This window comes from Undibacterium sp. Ji83W (assembly GCF_049340385.1).
In the GTDB taxonomy this organism is placed as follows: domain Bacteria; phylum Pseudomonadota; class Gammaproteobacteria; order Burkholderiales; family Burkholderiaceae_D; genus Undibacterium.
Map to the genome: position 1 here is coordinate 92894 of NZ_JBMPOZ010000022.1, position 14694 is coordinate 107587.

Genomic DNA, 14694 nt, shown 5'->3' on the forward strand with positions numbered 1-14694 from the left:
AATGGATGCAGAATAAATGTTCTAGAAACTTTTGTCTAGAACTTTTTTTCTAGTTTATATAAATACTCGTTCAGCCTTGAGGCAGCACGCGATCTTCATGCCGGGGTGCTGGCCACAAACCTGCCGGGCGTTTCAACATGACGATGACCATGGTCAGACCCAGAAGCAATTGGCGCAAGACTTCTGGCTCTATCAGCATGTGGCCAAACAATTGCTGCTGCAACGGTGGCACCAGATAACGCAATACTTCTGGCAGAAGTGCCAACAGCACTGCACCTAGTATGACGCCGGGTATATGCCCTATGCCACCCAGTATCACCATGGACAGGACGGTAATCGATTCATTCAATGAAAATGATTCTGGCGAGACAAAGCCCTGGAACGAGGCAAACATGGCACCAGCCACGCCACCGAAGGATGCCCCCATGGCAAAGGCAAGTAATTTGATATTGCGGGTATTGATGCCCATGGCAACGGCGGCAATTTCATCTTCACGGATGGCGACAAAGGCACGTCCCAGGCGCGAATCATGCAGGCGCACGGTCACGAAGATGATGCTGGCACACAGGCTTAAAAAAAGAAAGTAATAGGCATTCACGGATGGCATGGAAAAACCAGCAAAATACACGGTCGCCTGTGATCCTGGTTCCCCACCCAGTGAGACGCCGAAGATGCGGATGTGGTCTATCATATTGATGCCCTTGGGGCCATCGGTGATATTGATAGGCGCATTCAGGTTGACGATGAATATGCGCACGATTTCACCAAAGCCGAGAGTGACGACGGCCAGGTAATCACCGCGTAACTTCAAGGTGGGTGCTCCGAGCAATGCCCCCAGTGCTGCTGCCAGCATTGCCCCAAGAGGGACGATAAACCATACCGACAGATGTATGCCATGCTCGGCTATCCCTGGTCCACACAACCATAACAGGGCATTACCCAGCAAGGGAAAATTGTTGACCACAGATTCCAGCAAGACGGCAAACTGCGGCGACGCCAGCAAGGCTGTCATATACGCGCCCAGGGCATAAAAAGCGATGTAACCCAGATCAAGCAAGCCGGCAAAACCCACAACGATATTCAAGCCCAGCGCCAGCATGATGTAGAGCAAGGCAAAATCCATGATACGCACCCAGGCATTGCCATATTGCATGGCAATGAAGGGAAAAACCAGCATCATCGTGATCAGCAATGCCAGTATGGGATATGCCTGATGCGGGTTGGCTCTGGTATCAAAGTAGTGGGACATATGCCTTGCCTGGAAGTTTACACTTCCAGCTATCTTAAACACCCGCTATGCAAACCGCTATCATGATCTTGCTCAAATCATGCCACGCTGCCGGGATTGCGTAGGCGTCATGCCGAATACAGACCGGAAGCTGGATGTAAAGTGACTATGGCTGGCAAAGCCGCATGCATGGGCAATCTGGGTCAGGTCTGCACAGCTCGCTTGCATGGTGCGCAAGGCTCTGGCCAGCCGGGTGCGTATCAGGTAGCGATGCACAGGCAGGCCAACTTCTTCCTTGAATACTCTTGCCAGGTGAAAGGGAGAGGTATGCACATGGCGGGCCAGCTCATCGAGCGCCCAATCCTGTTGGGGATAAAGCGAGATCAGTTCTTTGACGGTCTCGACTTGTTGGCGCCTGCGTCCCTGTGTCTGCGTAGGTGTGGCGCGATCAAGTTGCTGACGGTCCCTGCAAGCAGCCTGCACCGATGCCGTCAGCACGGAAACACTGATTTCCTGCACTGCCAGTTGATCGACGACAGGCTCATGCAGATGCCGCCACAAGAGTTCGCGGTTCAGTACGCTGGCAGGTGGCAGCAGGCTGTGCGACCTGAGCATGGGAGCATATAGTTGCTGCACACCGGCAGCATCGACCAGCATTTGCATGAGTGCTTCTTTTGAGAAATCCAGGACCAAAGCTTCATCGCCTATATCACCGGGAAAACTAATGCGGTAAGGCTGACCTGTACCCAGAAAAATCGCATGATTGGCATTCGCAATTACATGCTGTCTGGGACCATCATGTTTGGCCAGCACACCGGCGATGGGCAACAATACCAGGTCAGCAGTTTCACACTCCAGCTCTTTTGTATCTTCAGGCGAGGGGCGTGCCACGCCATGCCGTATGGACAAGAGCTCGCTTTGGAAAAGGGTGCGCAGTACCAGTGCCATAGTAGTATCAGTTTAAGTCCAGGTTAATCGACACTGACACGATAAGCTGATTGTTCACAAATTTTAATTTGATAATACGGCATTCTGGAAGATTAGAACTCGTTTCATCAATAGGATGAGATGCGTTCCAGATACTCAGCACAGCTACGCAATATCCTTGCTTACTTAGTTACTTAGGCAGCAACTTGCGCCGTTCATATTCAAGCTGGTTGATATGCCGCTGTATGGCCACATCCATTTCATGCGGCAGTTTTTGAAAACTGATGCCTATGCGGTATTTGCCCTGCCGGCTTTTTTCTATCTGGGTGACATGGCGCACTATGCCTTCGCAGCGCACCACATTGCGTATACCAAGCACGATATGCAATTTGGCAATGCGGTCCTGCACCTTGATTTCTGGTGGGCCAGACACTTGCACACTCAAGCCACCCACGCATAAATCAAAGATGGGCCAGTAAGCCAGGGTCTCGCCTTTATCATCGTAGAGCCTGACCTTGAGCGGGTCGACGATAGGCAATTCATTGCGGAAATACTCACGGCGCTGCATGCGCACCACACGCGGTGGGATAGGTACCCAAAAAGCATCCTGGCCACCCCAGGTGAAGCGTTCAGGGTTCAGCCCGGTGAATTGCACGCGTATGCCATCCGGCCGGCCCAGAAAAACACAGGAGCTGGCTTTTTCCAGCAACTTGTTGGCGCGGGCATCGCCGCCTATATCAAAAACCAGGCCATCATCCCTGGCTGAGAGTATCAGGGTGACGATAAATTCACGGCCCTCATTAAAGTAGACCGTAACTGGCTCGCGTCTGTGGGACAGCTCATTCAAAATGCCCAGAATTTCTCTCTGCCCCAGCAGGAAAAATTTATCTTCTATTTCGTCATTGCTTAATGATGCAGACATCCATTTACCTTTTTATTTATTTTTCTTGAAAATAGACTGCTTATTACTACGGGTCAATAAAATGATATAGCTAAATGCCATGATTTGAAACATCAGTTGCTTTTTTGGCTCAGCGGCCCCTGCAACAGAGCCGTCTTGTTTGTCGCATAATGCCTGCTATGCCATCCATATTCAAAATAATCAATGAAAATACTCGCCATCTGCGGCAGCCTGCGCGCTGCCTCTCTCAATGCCATGCTGATACGTGCACTGATACGCCTGGCACCGCCGGATATTGACATTCTGACCTATGATGGCATGGCAACGCTGCCCTTGTTTAATCCAGACCTGGATTTAACGCCCCCTGCCAGCGTCGTGAACTTGAAACAACAGATCGCTGCCGCCGATGTGATACTGATTGCCAGCCCGGAATATGCGCATGGCATAACAGGGGTCATCAAGAATGCGCTGGACTGGACAGTCAGCAGCGATGTGTTTGTCTACAAACCTGTCGTAGTGTTGAACGCCTCACCCAGAGCCACCCATGCAGATGCAGCATTGCGGGAAATATTGAGTGTCATGTCGGCCAGGATACTGGAGACAGCATCGGTAAAAGTACCAGTCATAGGCGCGAAACTGGACGAGGACGGCATGCTCAGCCATCCTGAAATAGCGGGAATTTTAAAAACTGCGTTGGTTGCTGCCAGAACGGAGTGGCAAACTGGTCAAAGCTGATTAGAACTCATTTCATAAATAGGATGAGTGCGAACAAGACGATTTGGGATGCAGTGCAAGGCGTGACGCGAAGCTAAGGCTGGTGCCTTAGCGAGAGCGGGGTAACAAACTGCACGCTGCAATGCGCCCAAATCGTCAGTTCCCGGAGGGTTTGTCTCATAACGTGCGCTGGACTACGTTGGACTCGTTGTCAATAGGCAAAGCTATTGACTGCCTCGTCCATAGTTTTACCATTGGCCAGCCCACGTTATGAGACAAACGCATCTCACTCTATTTATGAAATGAGTTCTAAGCAGCTAAAGCGTGTTCAAGCAGGGTATGCAATTCAGTGAACGATGGTTCACCGACATAGCGTTTGAGGATATTGCCTTGCTTGTCGATGACATAGGTCGTTGGCGTCAGTTTGACATCGCCAAATGACTGGGCCAGCTTGCCTTGGGGATCAAGGGAGACATGGAAAGGCAATTTGCGGGTTTCGGCATAATTGATCACGTAGTTGGGTGCGTCATAACTCATGGCGACAGCTACAAACTCCAGGCCTTGCTTATTATACTTATTGTAAGTCTCTATCATCTTGGGCATCTCTGCCACGCAAGTCGTGCAGGATGTTGCCCAGAAGTTCACCATGACCACCTTGCCGCGCAGGCTTTGCGTAGATATTTTTTCACCTTTGAGATTGGTGAAACTGACATCTGGCATAGGTGTTTTCGCCTTGTAAGTCACAAAAAAAGCGACCGCCAAAGCAATCAGCGCCATTGCGGCAATGACTGAAAATATGGCGAATTTACGCGGTGAAGAAGGCGCCAGCATGGTTTTTCCAGAGCAAGAAACAAATCAATAAATAATACCAGAGCGCATTATACGGCCTAAGTCAAAATCAGGTTTTGCGCTATCACAGCTACATCAACAGCGGGGCTCTGCTTTTACCAAAGCTTGGCGACAGGCACAACGACACCGGCAAACCAGGAGCGGTCCTGGGAATTGCTGGTCAGGCCCTTGGTCATGCCGGCATCGAGTGTAAGCCGCTTGTTGGGGCTGTAAGTCAGGGCTATCAGCGCCTGCCCCTGGTTTTTAGTGCCCGCACGGTGCCAACCCGCCCATTCTGCAGTCAGGCCCAATTTGTCATGAATCTCGGTAGAAAACGAAGCCGACAAACCGCTTTGCCAGTGCGAAGTGGACTCTTCTGCAAACCCCAGGTGTGTCATATTCAGGTTCAGGTCCGCGTGGACCTTGCCCAGGTCCTGACTGACAATGCTATTCAAAGTCCAGTCTGATTTGCCCGATCCCAATGTATCTTTGGCCGTGGGAAATTTATTGCCGAATTCCAGGCCAAAAGCGGTATCGTCACTGATGACAAACGCCCGCTTGATGGTCAGCGAGGTATCGCCAAAGCCGCGGTCACGCTGGCCTGCACCATCGTCATTGATGATATGCACTTCACCACCGAGCAAGACTCCCCATTCCTTGGAAAAAGCCAGCTTGAACAGATAAGGCAAGCTCTGGCGCTGCGCTGGCCCGGTTTTAATGGTGTTGATGCCCATTTCCAGTTCCACTTGCCCGGCGACAGGAAGTTGCGCAGAATTCGATACCGATGGACGATAAGGAGTGATGGCATCTACTTCTTCATCGGCAGCATAGGCGGACTGGCCGGCCAGGCATGTGAGGGAGGTCAGTGCAGCCAGTGCGACTAAATTCAAGCGGGATATTCTGGACATGGTTTTCCTTTCATTCTGTGATCAGCATAGCAGGAGCAGTGATGGCTTTGCCAGCGACATGGGTAGTCAGCACTATCGCTGTCGAAGTCGAGCCAAAAGCATTCAATTCATTAATGATACGCTGTAAATGTTCTACATCGGTCGCCAGCACGCGCATCACTGCACCGTCTTCACCTGTCACAGTATAGCAATCAATAATTTCAGGGCAGTTGGCCACATATTGTGCGTAGGGCCGCCCTTGCTGGGTAGACAGCCTGATCATGGCGGTGATTTGATAACCCAGAGCCTTGGGATTAATATCAGCACGGTAGGCACGTATCACCTGGGCAGCTTCGAGACGCTTGATGCGCTCTGACACAGCAGGCTGGCTCAAATGCACCTGGCGGCCAACTTCAGCATGCGACATGCGCGCATCTTGTTGCAATAATTGCAGGATTTTTTGATCAAACTGGTCGAGTTTATGATTCATAAGCATTTTGCGTAGATTTCCAATCAAATCCTTGTCCGATCAGGTAATTCCCTATGGAATCCCATTCAAACCTTGGATTGCACTTGCTAAAGTAGAGTTACTGTAGAGCTTACACCAAACCTTAGAATTCCCTGGAAAAATTGCCATGACGACGACTATTACTGCCACCCAGCTTGCCCATATTGCCAACGAATTCGACACACCGTGCTGGGCCTATGACGCCTCCATTATAAGAGCGCAAATAGCCCGTCTGCGTCAATTTGATGTGATCCGCTTTGCCCAGAAGGCATCCAGCAATATCCATTTGCTGCGCCTGATGCGTGAAGAGGGCGTGATGGTGGATTCTGTCTCACTGGGTGAAGTGGAACGTGCGCTGGCCGCAGGTTATGCCAGCCAGGCTGAACATGGCGGCCATGCGCCTATCGTGTTCACTGCCGATTTACTGGACCGTGCGACCTTGAAGCGCGTGGTGGAACTGAATATCCCGGTCAATTGCGGCTCACCACAAATGCTGGAGCAGCTGGGGCAAGCTCATCCTGGTCATGCAGTGTGGTTGCGCATCAACCCTGGCTTTGGTCATGGCCACAGCCGCAAGACCAATACCGGGGGCGAGCAAAGCAAGCATGGTATCTGGCATGAAGAATTGCAAAACGCATTGGCCATCATTGATCAGTATGGTTTGACGCTGGTGGGTCTGCACATGCATATCGGTTCGGGTGTTGATTATGACCATTTGCAAAGCGTTTGCGATGCCATGATAGAACAGGTGAAAATCTGCAAGCGTGACTTGCAGGCGATTTCCATAGGTGGCGGCTTGTCCATCCCTTACCGTGGCGACGAGCCTGCGGTCGATACTGCGCATTATTTTGAAATATGGGACAAGGCCAGGAAAGAAATCGAAACCCTGCTGGGTCACAAGATCAGCATGGAGATAGAACCTGGGCGTTTCCTGGTGGCACAATCTGGTATTTTGATTTCTGAATTGCGTGCGCAAAAACAGGTGGGCAGCAATTTCTTTGCGCTGGTTGATGCTGGCTTTAATGACCTGGTGCGCCCGTCCATGTATGGCAGCTTCCACCGCATTACATGTCATACGGCGGATGGCACGGCGCGTACCACGGCCTTGCGCCCTACCGTGGTAGCCGGGCCTTTGTGTGAATCTGGCGACGTGTTCACGCAAGAAGATGGCGGCGTGGTCACCACCCAGGATTTGCCAGCTTGCGAGATCGGTGACCTGTTCGTCTTCCATGATGCCGGTGCTTATGGTGCCAGCATGTCGTCGAACTATAATTCCCGCCCGCTGATACCTGAGATTCTGGTGGATGGTGAGCAGATAAAACAAATCCGCCGTCGCCAGACTGTGCAGGAATTGATTGCGCTGGAAAACGTCTAAGCTTTTATTGACGAAGCTCTTCGAGAAGTCCTGCTTTTCTTGCCTTGAGGATGGCGACATTTAGTTTGTCTATGATGCCGTCATCCTTGTCTGCCCTTACCGCAAAATGAATGGTATCTATCAGCAGCGGCTTGGGCAAGACCGTCAGGCGCACGTCAGCAAAAGGTGAACTGTTGCCTTCGTTTTCGTCCCGCAAAGCCTGCAACCTGTTTTCGAGAAAACGCGGGTCTTTGTTCACAGCACCAAACAAGCCAGCATCCATGCGCCGGAACAAGAGTTTATAGATGCGCGACAAAGGGGCGTAATTATCGACTTCAACCTTGAAGAGATTGTCCTTCATGGCATCGAAGCGGTCACCATAGCTAAAGCCGCGTGGGATACCTATGGTCTTGCCCTTGAGGTCAGCCATGGTGTTGAAGCGAAACTGGGCATCGCTTCTGGTGACCAGGAACATGTACTTTGATTGTATGGGCAGGGAAAAGTGGAAGATTTTTTCCCTCTCTTTAGTCTTGCTGACGCCGTATAAAACGCCCTCACCATTTTCTGCTGCCTGCAATGCGCGTGGCCAGGGGCTACGCTGCTGTTGTATCTGCAAATTCCCTTCCCGTTCAATAAACTCAAATAGTTTATCTGCCAGTTTCAAGGGGAAAGGCTGGCCGCGCTGGTCTATGGGGTCAGGTGTCAGTATCACCACTTCCTTGGCATATATTGTCTGCGCACTCATGCCATATGCCAGCGCAAATAATGTCAGCCGCAAAGCAGGAAGAGGGTTGTACAAGTGCATGTGACGTCACCAGGACCTTTCATACAAAACTCTCACAAGCTGTGCCGGTCAAGCATATGCATGGCTATTGGCCTGGGATATGAGATCGTTTGGGAGAGTAAAACAGACAAGCGACACAACTAATTCGTTTCCCATTAAAGAAACTTATCAGATAGTAACGTCAATATGGCAACGCAGCAAGATTAGCAAGAAATTATTACAATAAAAATGCAGTCATGCCCACTGTGATGCCCGCTGTAATACCTATAAGCAGCAGGATTGGCCTCAGCTTTTAGCCGGACCAGCGTGTTTTTGAATGACGGCCTTGATATGCTTCCATTGCGCAGCTTTGATGCCACCCTTGAAGGACTCGATGACCTTGCCATCACGACCTATGAGAAAAACCGTCGGCGTTGCAAACACCTTGCCAAAATTATCCTGATAATCAGAGGCATTGCGCCACAGTGAAGGGAAACCCTGATTGTCCTTGCTGAGCCATTTTGCCTGTTTGGCATAGTCATCAATATCGCTCATGGCATCGTCGATACTGACGGTAACAAGTTCAAAGCCTGACTTTTTATTGGCTTCATAAAACTTGCGGAAAGTGGGCATTTCAGCCTGGCAGGTTGGGCACCAGGTCGCCCAGAAGGTTACCAGTATGACTTCGCCTTTACTTGTGTCCAGCTTATAGGGTTTGCCGTTCAACATGGTGCCTGTCAAGGCGGGTTGAGCAGGAAAAACATCCTTGCTGGCAGCCAAGGCGAATTGGGTACTGAAGCTGGAGGCGACAATAACAGCCGCAACCAGAGACTTTGACATACTGAGCATGGTAGTACTCCACTTCTGTCTGCAAGATGCCTTACAGCATAGTGCAGATTGAAGCTGTCTGCCTGCGCTTATATGGCAATTTCAGCAAAAGCCGCAGAACGTGTACCAGGTCGTGGCGGATTATCTGCCGCCCTGTAAGTAAACACCATGGAAAACTTGGTCGCCGCAGTCAGGTTCTTGCCCGCAGCATGAAAGAGATTGCTATGGAATAGTAAGACATCGCCCTGCTGCAAAGGCACAGGCTGGGCGTGTGCCAGTAAAGCCTGGTTCTGTTCCAGGTCAGTGCGCAAGAACTGGGCTTCGTCCAGTTGGGCAACATCAATATCGATTTTGTGGGAGCCGGGTATCACCAGGAGGCAGCCATTTCCCAGTGTTTCATTGCGCAATGCCAGCCACGAAGAGATCAGTTCTGCCCGCTGGAAATTCCAGTAACGGCTATCCCTGTGCCAGCCTGTGGCCGTTGAGTATTGCGGCTGCTTGCTCATGATGCAATTGTGATGCGACTGTGACAGCAAGGCACCATCACCCAGTAATTGCAATAAAGGTGCTGCCAATGCTGGCCCGGTCGCCCATTGCGCCAGACGCGGGTCACGCGCATACGCTTGCAATAAGCGTCTGGCCGTCAGGCCACCCTCGGCGTCGCGTGAAGCAGGCGCGCCAGGGTAGCGGATATCTGCCTCATATTCTATGGGTTGCACCTGCCCCGCCAGTTGTTGTTCGCAATAGGCAATCACTTCTTCACAATAGGCCGCGCTGGCCTGGTGCCGCAATACCAGAAACCCCTGGCTGGCAAATTCTTGTTGTTGCGCAGTACTTAACATGGTCATTATCTTCAGTGAGCAAAATACCATTGCTGTGCATCGTTCGTGACGCACTAAAATGGCGCACTCTTGATTTTAGGTGAATTCTCTTCAGGTGATCAGAACAGATCAAGGCAATTTAAGCGCGATTGTGATTAGGGCGTCACAATTAAAATCCCGTAATAGGTGATAATGTAGGCCAAATTTAAGGAACCTCTAATTAAGTTACTGCGCGACGCTATTTGGGGCCTGCGATGCTCGCCGTACTATCTTACGAAGCGCTTCTTAACCCAAACTAACGCCGCTCGCTACACCTAATCAGAGATTCCTTAACGCAATAAACTAACGCAAAAGCCACTTACTAGACATGACACACACCATACTGGAAAACATCAACGTCAGTTCTTTCGAGAACATGCCCACCCCTGAAGAATTGCATGCGCGCCTGCCTTTGAGCGATCTGGCAGGCGATGTCGTTGAGCAAAGCCGCGAAAGCCTGCGCAGCATACTGGAGCGCAAGGACAAGCGCCTGTTCGTCGTGGTTGGTCCCTGCTCCATCCACGACCCGGTTGCCGGGCTGGATTATGCCCGTCGCCTGAAAGCCCTGCAGGAAGAAGTCAAGGATGTGATGTTGCTGGTCATGCGCGTCTACTTTGAAAAACCACGCACAACCACGGGCTGGAAGGGTTATATCAATGATCCGTACATGGATGATTCTTTCCGTGTTGACGAGGGCATGGAAAAAGCCCGCCAGTTTTTGCTGGATGTCTGTGAACTCGGTCTGCCGACCGGAACCGAAGCGCTGGACCCGATTTCACCACAATACCTGGGTGACCTGATTGCCTGGACGGCGATTGGTGCCCGCACTACTGAATCCCAGACCCATCGCGAAATGTCGTCCGGTTTGTCTACGCCTGTCGGTTTCAAGAATGGTACGGATGGCGATATCAGCATCGCCATCAATGCAATCTTGTCGGCATCACATCCGCATTCTTTCCTGGGTTTGAATGGCCAGGGCCGTGTCTCCATCGTACGCACCAGCGGCAATCAATATGGCCACGTGGTCTTGCGTGGTGGTGGTGACCGCCCTAATTACGACACCGTGTCGGTCGCCATGGCCCAGCAAGCCCTGGCCAAGGCCAAGCTGCCACCCAATATCGTGGTCGACTGCTCACATGCCAACAGCTACAAAAAACCAGAATTGCAACCGCTGGTCATGGCCGATGTCGTCAACCAGATTGCCAATGGCAACAAGGATATCGTTGGCGTCATGATCGAATCCAACATCATTGCCGGTAACCAGCCTATCCCTGAAGATTTGTCGCAACTCAAATACGGTTGTTCGGTGACTGATGCCTGCGTGGATTGGGAAACGACGGAGAAGATGTTGCGGGATGCTGCGGTGAGATTGCGCGGCTAACCAGGTCTGGAAAAAACTTATGCTGATTATCAATATGGAAGGCATGATCGCCGGGGCTATCATTGGCGGTATTTATTTCTTGATCACTTTAGTATTTCCAAATGCGGAATATCCAATCCGGTACGCCAGTGTAGCCACATTATTTCTTGTCATAGGCACGGTTGCAGATAAGCTGGGTTACCAGCCGAGGATTTACTTTGCAAAATTCAAATTGATAGGAATAGTGCTGAGCATTCTTGGTAGCTTCATGTTTTTAGGGGCCGCGATGTTTATCGTGGCTCTCATCACAAGTGCCGTCTGTTTTTTCTTATGGAAAAGAAACCAAGAGTACAAAACTTTTCTACATGCACAATCCTGCCTGGCGAATTATCTGGCAGACCAGAGCGAAGATCCGCATACACGCAAAAGATTATTGCTGGATGCGCTTTTCCAAAATATCTGGCTCAACAAAAAACCAGAATTTTTTGTACATAACGAGAAAGTAGTCGATGCCTTGCTATCTGATACCAAGCTTGTCAGTAACGAGGATGAGGCTTACTACTTGAGGCATGTCCAGGAGAAACTTCAAGAACAAAAAATACAAACGAAATGGTCCTGGAAATTAAACAACATAGGCACGGCAAAACGCAGTCTGACGCAACTCCTTGATAACCAGGGCATTGGCCGTTTCCGGCCTGGCATGTGATTAAACGGTTCATCAAATTACATATTAAACTGCTCAATGGATGCAATACATGCATCCATTTTTATATCTGGCCAGAACTTCAACAGTAATTCATTTTGGTTTAAAGCAAGCCAGGGCAATATCAAAACCAGCCTTAATCGTCGCGTCTGTAATGATTTGTGCTTCAGGGCTGCTCAAGTATTTTTTACCAGCCGGGGTTTCATAAAATTGCTTGAGCTCAAGCTGTTCGGCATCACTGAAATTAGCGATAGTTTTCGCCTGTGCTGGATGATTGCGGTTATAGACCTGGGTCTCTATGGCGGTGATGTATTTGGCACCCAGAGGTGTTTCATAAAAATCAGCGATGGTATGCAATTCCTCACCAGTGAAGTTGGTGGCTAACAGTCCCTGCACTTCCACTTCAGATTTTTTCCATGCCTTGTCTACGCAAGCAAATTTTGCTGGCTGGTTAGTCGCCTTGACCATCCGGACAATACCACTGGCCTTGATGACGCGTGTTGCCTCAGTCTTGGGACTAGTGATATTGTCGGCAGCATAAGCTGATACGTATATGCTGCAGAGCAGACTGGAGGCAATCAGTGACAGGCTGGTTTTAAACATGGACACACCTTGGCTATTCAATTGATGAGCCTGTCATTGTAATGGCGAGGCATCACAATTGCCTCAGTTGGCGCATGCAAGTTACATAGGAAAGCTGTATTTCTGTCTGATTTTTGTGCTGGCCTGCCTGCACTATTTTCTTTCCGCCCACATAGACGTCACGCACCAGATTATCATTACCCGCAAAGATCCAGGTATTGAGTACATCAGCACTACTGATACCTGCCAGGTTTGGATGCTGCTCATCAAGTACCACGATATCAGCGCGATAACCGGTAGCAAGTTGCCCCAGTTTGCGTCCGCTGGCTTGCGCACCACCTTGCAAAGCGGCCTGATATAAGAAATCACCGACCTTGCGCTGCCCAGTAACGCTGGCAATATTGCGGCCTTGCAGGCGCAGGCGCTGGCCATATTCCAGCCAGCGCAATTCTTCTACCGGGCTTTGTGACACATGGCTGTCACTGCCGATACCAAAGCGGCCATTGGCTGCGATGTAATCTGGCAGATCAAAAAAACCATCACCGAGATTGCCTTCCGTGGTCGTGCAAATACCAGCTACTGCGCCACTGGCAGCCATGCCCTGCACTTCTGCCTTTTTCAAATGGGTGGCATGTACCAGGCACCAGCGTTCGTTCACCAAACCGCTATCGAGCAAGAGTTCTACCGGGCGTTTGCCTGAGTAAGCGATGCAGGCATCAACTTCTTTTTGTTGTTCAGCGATATGGATATGGATGGGGCGCGTTGCGGGAAGTGCAGCTACCAGTTCACGTATCTGGTTGATGCTGGCAGCACGCAATGAATGTGGGGCCACGCCGACTTCAACCTGGTCACTGCGCTTGCCTTCCAGTGCCTCTATCAATTGCATGATCTCTGCCACATTGGTGGAGAAACGGCGCTGGTCATGGCGTAAAGCCTGTTCGCCAAAATCGGCGTAACTGTACAAAACGGGCAGCATACTGATACCCATGCCGGTCTGCTCTGCAGCAGCGATGACGCGTTCTGCCATCTCGGCTGGGCGTGCATAAAAACTGCCGTCCTGATTGCGGTGGAGGTAATGGAATTCACAGACTGCGGTATAGCCATGGCGCAGGCATTCAGCATATAGTTGTGCAGCGATGGCCTGGATTTGCTCAGGCGTGATATGCAGTGCATAGCGGTACATAAGATCGCGCCAGGTCCAGAAGCTGTCCTTGCCCTCGCCTGCCATTTCTGTCATGCCAGCCATGGCGCGCTGGAAGGCATGCGAATGCAGATTGGTGATACCGGGCACGACAAATTGTGCCTGGTTTTCATGTGCCTGCAAAACGGCATCCTGCTCGATCTGACTCAGGTCACCGCCCTCATTCCAGTGCAGGCGTACATTGCTGGTCCAGCCTTGGGGCAGCAAAGCATGATGGGCAAACAAACTGCTCATGCGACACTCCCTTGCGTCTTGTTCCAGTCCAGGCAGGCTTGCAGCAATTGCTTCAGCAAAGGCTGTACCTGCACCGCCAGGTCAGGCCGGTATTCATACGGTGCAGATTCGTTCATGTAGATGCACTGGCTCATCTCCAGTTGTATTGCATGGATATTGCGTGAAGGCTGGCCGTAATTACGGGTGATGAAACCACCCTTGAAACGGCCATTGAAAATATGGGTATAGGCAGATGTGTGAGTCGAATTCTGCAGGCTGTTTGCGATAGCTGTCTGCATGCCTGCATCACAGGACTTTTGATCAGCAGTGCCAAAGTTCAGGTCTGGCAATTTGCCATCAAAAAAACGAGGCACTTCGGATGCGATGGAATGTGCATCCCACAAGATGACGCTGCCATGCAGGCTCAACAGACGTTCCAGCTCTTGCTGCAATTGCTGGTGATAGGGTAGCCAGTAAGTGGCGATGCGGCGTTGCACTTCGGCTTCTGTCGGCAGATTCTCGGTTGCATACAGCGGCTGTTTGGCAAAGGTATCGACCGGGCACAGACCGGTCGTATCTTGCCCGGGATACAGGTTGGCATTGTCGGAAGAACGGTTCAGGTCTATCACATAGCGCGAATATTCAGCTGCGATGGTGGATGCGCCCAGCTCTGCTGCCATATTGTAGAGGCTGCGCAAATGCCAGTCGGTATCGGTCTTTTCTTGCGCGACTGGCAGCATCTGGGCAGCGATATCGTCCGGTATGCTGGTGCCCACATGCGGCATGGAAATCAGCAGGGGCAGGCTGCCTTGTTGAAAGTGATACGCAGTCATGGTG

General features: G+C 50.9%; 16 protein-coding genes. 4 read left to right on the plus strand and 12 right to left on the minus strand.

From position 1 onward, the window contains the following. Window positions 1–70: 70 nt before the first annotated feature. The 3 genes from ACO0LD_RS26280 to ACO0LD_RS26290 form a co-directional block, all read right to left on the minus strand. Complete coding sequence (locus ACO0LD_RS26280) at window positions 71–1249, minus strand: ABC transporter permease subunit (protein WP_423011519.1); 1179 nt, start codon at window positions 1247–1249, stop codon at window positions 71–73. Window positions 1250–1321: 72 nt separating this feature from the next. Beyond that, window positions 1322–2176 carry a helix-turn-helix transcriptional regulator gene (locus tag ACO0LD_RS26285; protein ID WP_423011521.1) on the minus strand — a complete coding sequence of 285 codons (855 nt, stop codon included), beginning with the start codon at window positions 2174–2176 and terminating at the stop codon, window positions 1322–1324. 169 nt (window positions 2177–2345) lie between these two features. Further along, on the minus strand, window positions 2346–3077 hold the full coding sequence (locus ACO0LD_RS26290; protein ID WP_423011523.1) for a flagellar brake protein: 732 nt from the start codon (window positions 3075–3077) through the stop codon (window positions 2346–2348). A gap of 183 nt (window positions 3078–3260) precedes the next feature. Between ACO0LD_RS26290 and ACO0LD_RS26295 the strand changes: the two genes are divergently transcribed. Continuing rightward, window positions 3261–3791, plus strand: a complete 531-nt coding sequence (locus ACO0LD_RS26295) for an NADPH-dependent FMN reductase (RefSeq protein WP_423011525.1) — start codon at window positions 3261–3263, stop codon at window positions 3789–3791. Window positions 3792–4079: 288 nt separating this feature from the next. On the opposite strand, the gene ACO0LD_RS26300 is transcribed toward ACO0LD_RS26295, so the two are convergent. From ACO0LD_RS26300 to ACO0LD_RS26310, 3 genes are all read right to left on the minus strand, one after another. Continuing rightward, a complete protein-coding gene (locus tag ACO0LD_RS26300; protein ID WP_423011527.1) occupies window positions 4080–4601 on the minus strand; it encodes a TlpA family protein disulfide reductase in 522 nt (173 codons plus the stop codon). Window positions 4602–4714: 113 nt separating this feature from the next. Beyond that, on the minus strand, window positions 4715–5506 hold the full coding sequence (locus ACO0LD_RS26305) for a transporter (RefSeq protein WP_423011529.1): 792 nt from the start codon (window positions 5504–5506) through the stop codon (window positions 4715–4717). Window positions 5507–5516: 10 nt separating this feature from the next. Then, on the minus strand, window positions 5517–5975 hold the full coding sequence (locus ACO0LD_RS26310) for an Lrp/AsnC family transcriptional regulator (protein ID WP_423011531.1): 459 nt from the start codon (window positions 5973–5975) through the stop codon (window positions 5517–5519). Window positions 5976–6120: 145 nt separating this feature from the next. On the opposite strand from ACO0LD_RS26310, the gene lysA reads away from it, so the two are divergent. Next, window positions 6121–7368 (plus strand): diaminopimelate decarboxylase, encoded by a 1248-nt coding sequence (lysA, locus tag ACO0LD_RS26315; RefSeq protein ID WP_423011533.1) that lies wholly within the window; start codon window positions 6121–6123, stop codon window positions 7366–7368. 4 nt (window positions 7369–7372) lie between these two features. On the opposite strand, the gene ACO0LD_RS26320 is transcribed toward lysA, so the two are convergent. The 3 genes from ACO0LD_RS26320 to ACO0LD_RS26330 form a co-directional block, all read right to left on the minus strand. Beyond that, window positions 7373–8092, minus strand: coding sequence for a substrate-binding periplasmic protein (locus ACO0LD_RS26320; protein WP_423011535.1), 720 nt, complete (start codon window positions 8090–8092; stop codon window positions 7373–7375). A gap of 324 nt (window positions 8093–8416) precedes the next feature. Continuing rightward, entirely contained in the window at window positions 8417–8959 is a 543-nt protein-coding gene (locus tag ACO0LD_RS26325) for a TlpA family protein disulfide reductase (protein ID WP_423011537.1), read from the minus strand. Window positions 8960–9027: 68 nt separating this feature from the next. Then, window positions 9028–9786: a phytanoyl-CoA dioxygenase family protein gene (locus ACO0LD_RS26330; protein WP_423011539.1), complete on the minus strand. Its 759-nt coding sequence runs from the start codon at window positions 9784–9786 to the stop codon at window positions 9028–9030. A gap of 340 nt (window positions 9787–10126) precedes the next feature. Between ACO0LD_RS26330 and ACO0LD_RS26335 the strand changes: the two genes are divergently transcribed. Together ACO0LD_RS26335 and ACO0LD_RS26340 are read left to right on the plus strand one after the other, a co-directional pair. Next, a complete protein-coding gene (locus ACO0LD_RS26335) occupies window positions 10127–11179 on the plus strand; it encodes a 3-deoxy-7-phosphoheptulonate synthase (protein ID WP_423011541.1) in 1053 nt (350 codons plus the stop codon). 19 nt (window positions 11180–11198) lie between these two features. Then, window positions 11199–11864 carry a hypothetical protein gene (locus ACO0LD_RS26340; RefSeq protein ID WP_423011543.1) on the plus strand — a complete coding sequence of 222 codons (666 nt, stop codon included), beginning with the start codon at window positions 11199–11201 and terminating at the stop codon, window positions 11862–11864. A gap of 90 nt (window positions 11865–11954) precedes the next feature. Here ACO0LD_RS26340 and ACO0LD_RS26345 read toward each other — a convergent pair whose 3' ends face one another. From ACO0LD_RS26345 to hutG, 3 genes are read right to left on the minus strand one after another with little or no spacing between them, the layout of a single operon-like run. Further along, window positions 11955–12464 carry a DUF2059 domain-containing protein gene (locus ACO0LD_RS26345; protein ID WP_423011545.1) on the minus strand — a complete coding sequence of 170 codons (510 nt, stop codon included), beginning with the start codon at window positions 12462–12464 and terminating at the stop codon, window positions 11955–11957. Between the two features lie 52 nt (window positions 12465–12516). Further along, on the minus strand, window positions 12517–13878 hold the full coding sequence (locus ACO0LD_RS26350; protein ID WP_423011547.1) for a formimidoylglutamate deiminase: 1362 nt from the start codon (window positions 13876–13878) through the stop codon (window positions 12517–12519). After that, window positions 13875–14690, minus strand: a complete 816-nt coding sequence (hutG, locus tag ACO0LD_RS26355) for an N-formylglutamate deformylase (protein WP_423011549.1) — start codon at window positions 14688–14690, stop codon at window positions 13875–13877. The genes ACO0LD_RS26350 and hutG overlap by 4 nt, the downstream gene beginning before the upstream one ends. Window positions 14691–14694: the final 4 nt, after the last annotated feature.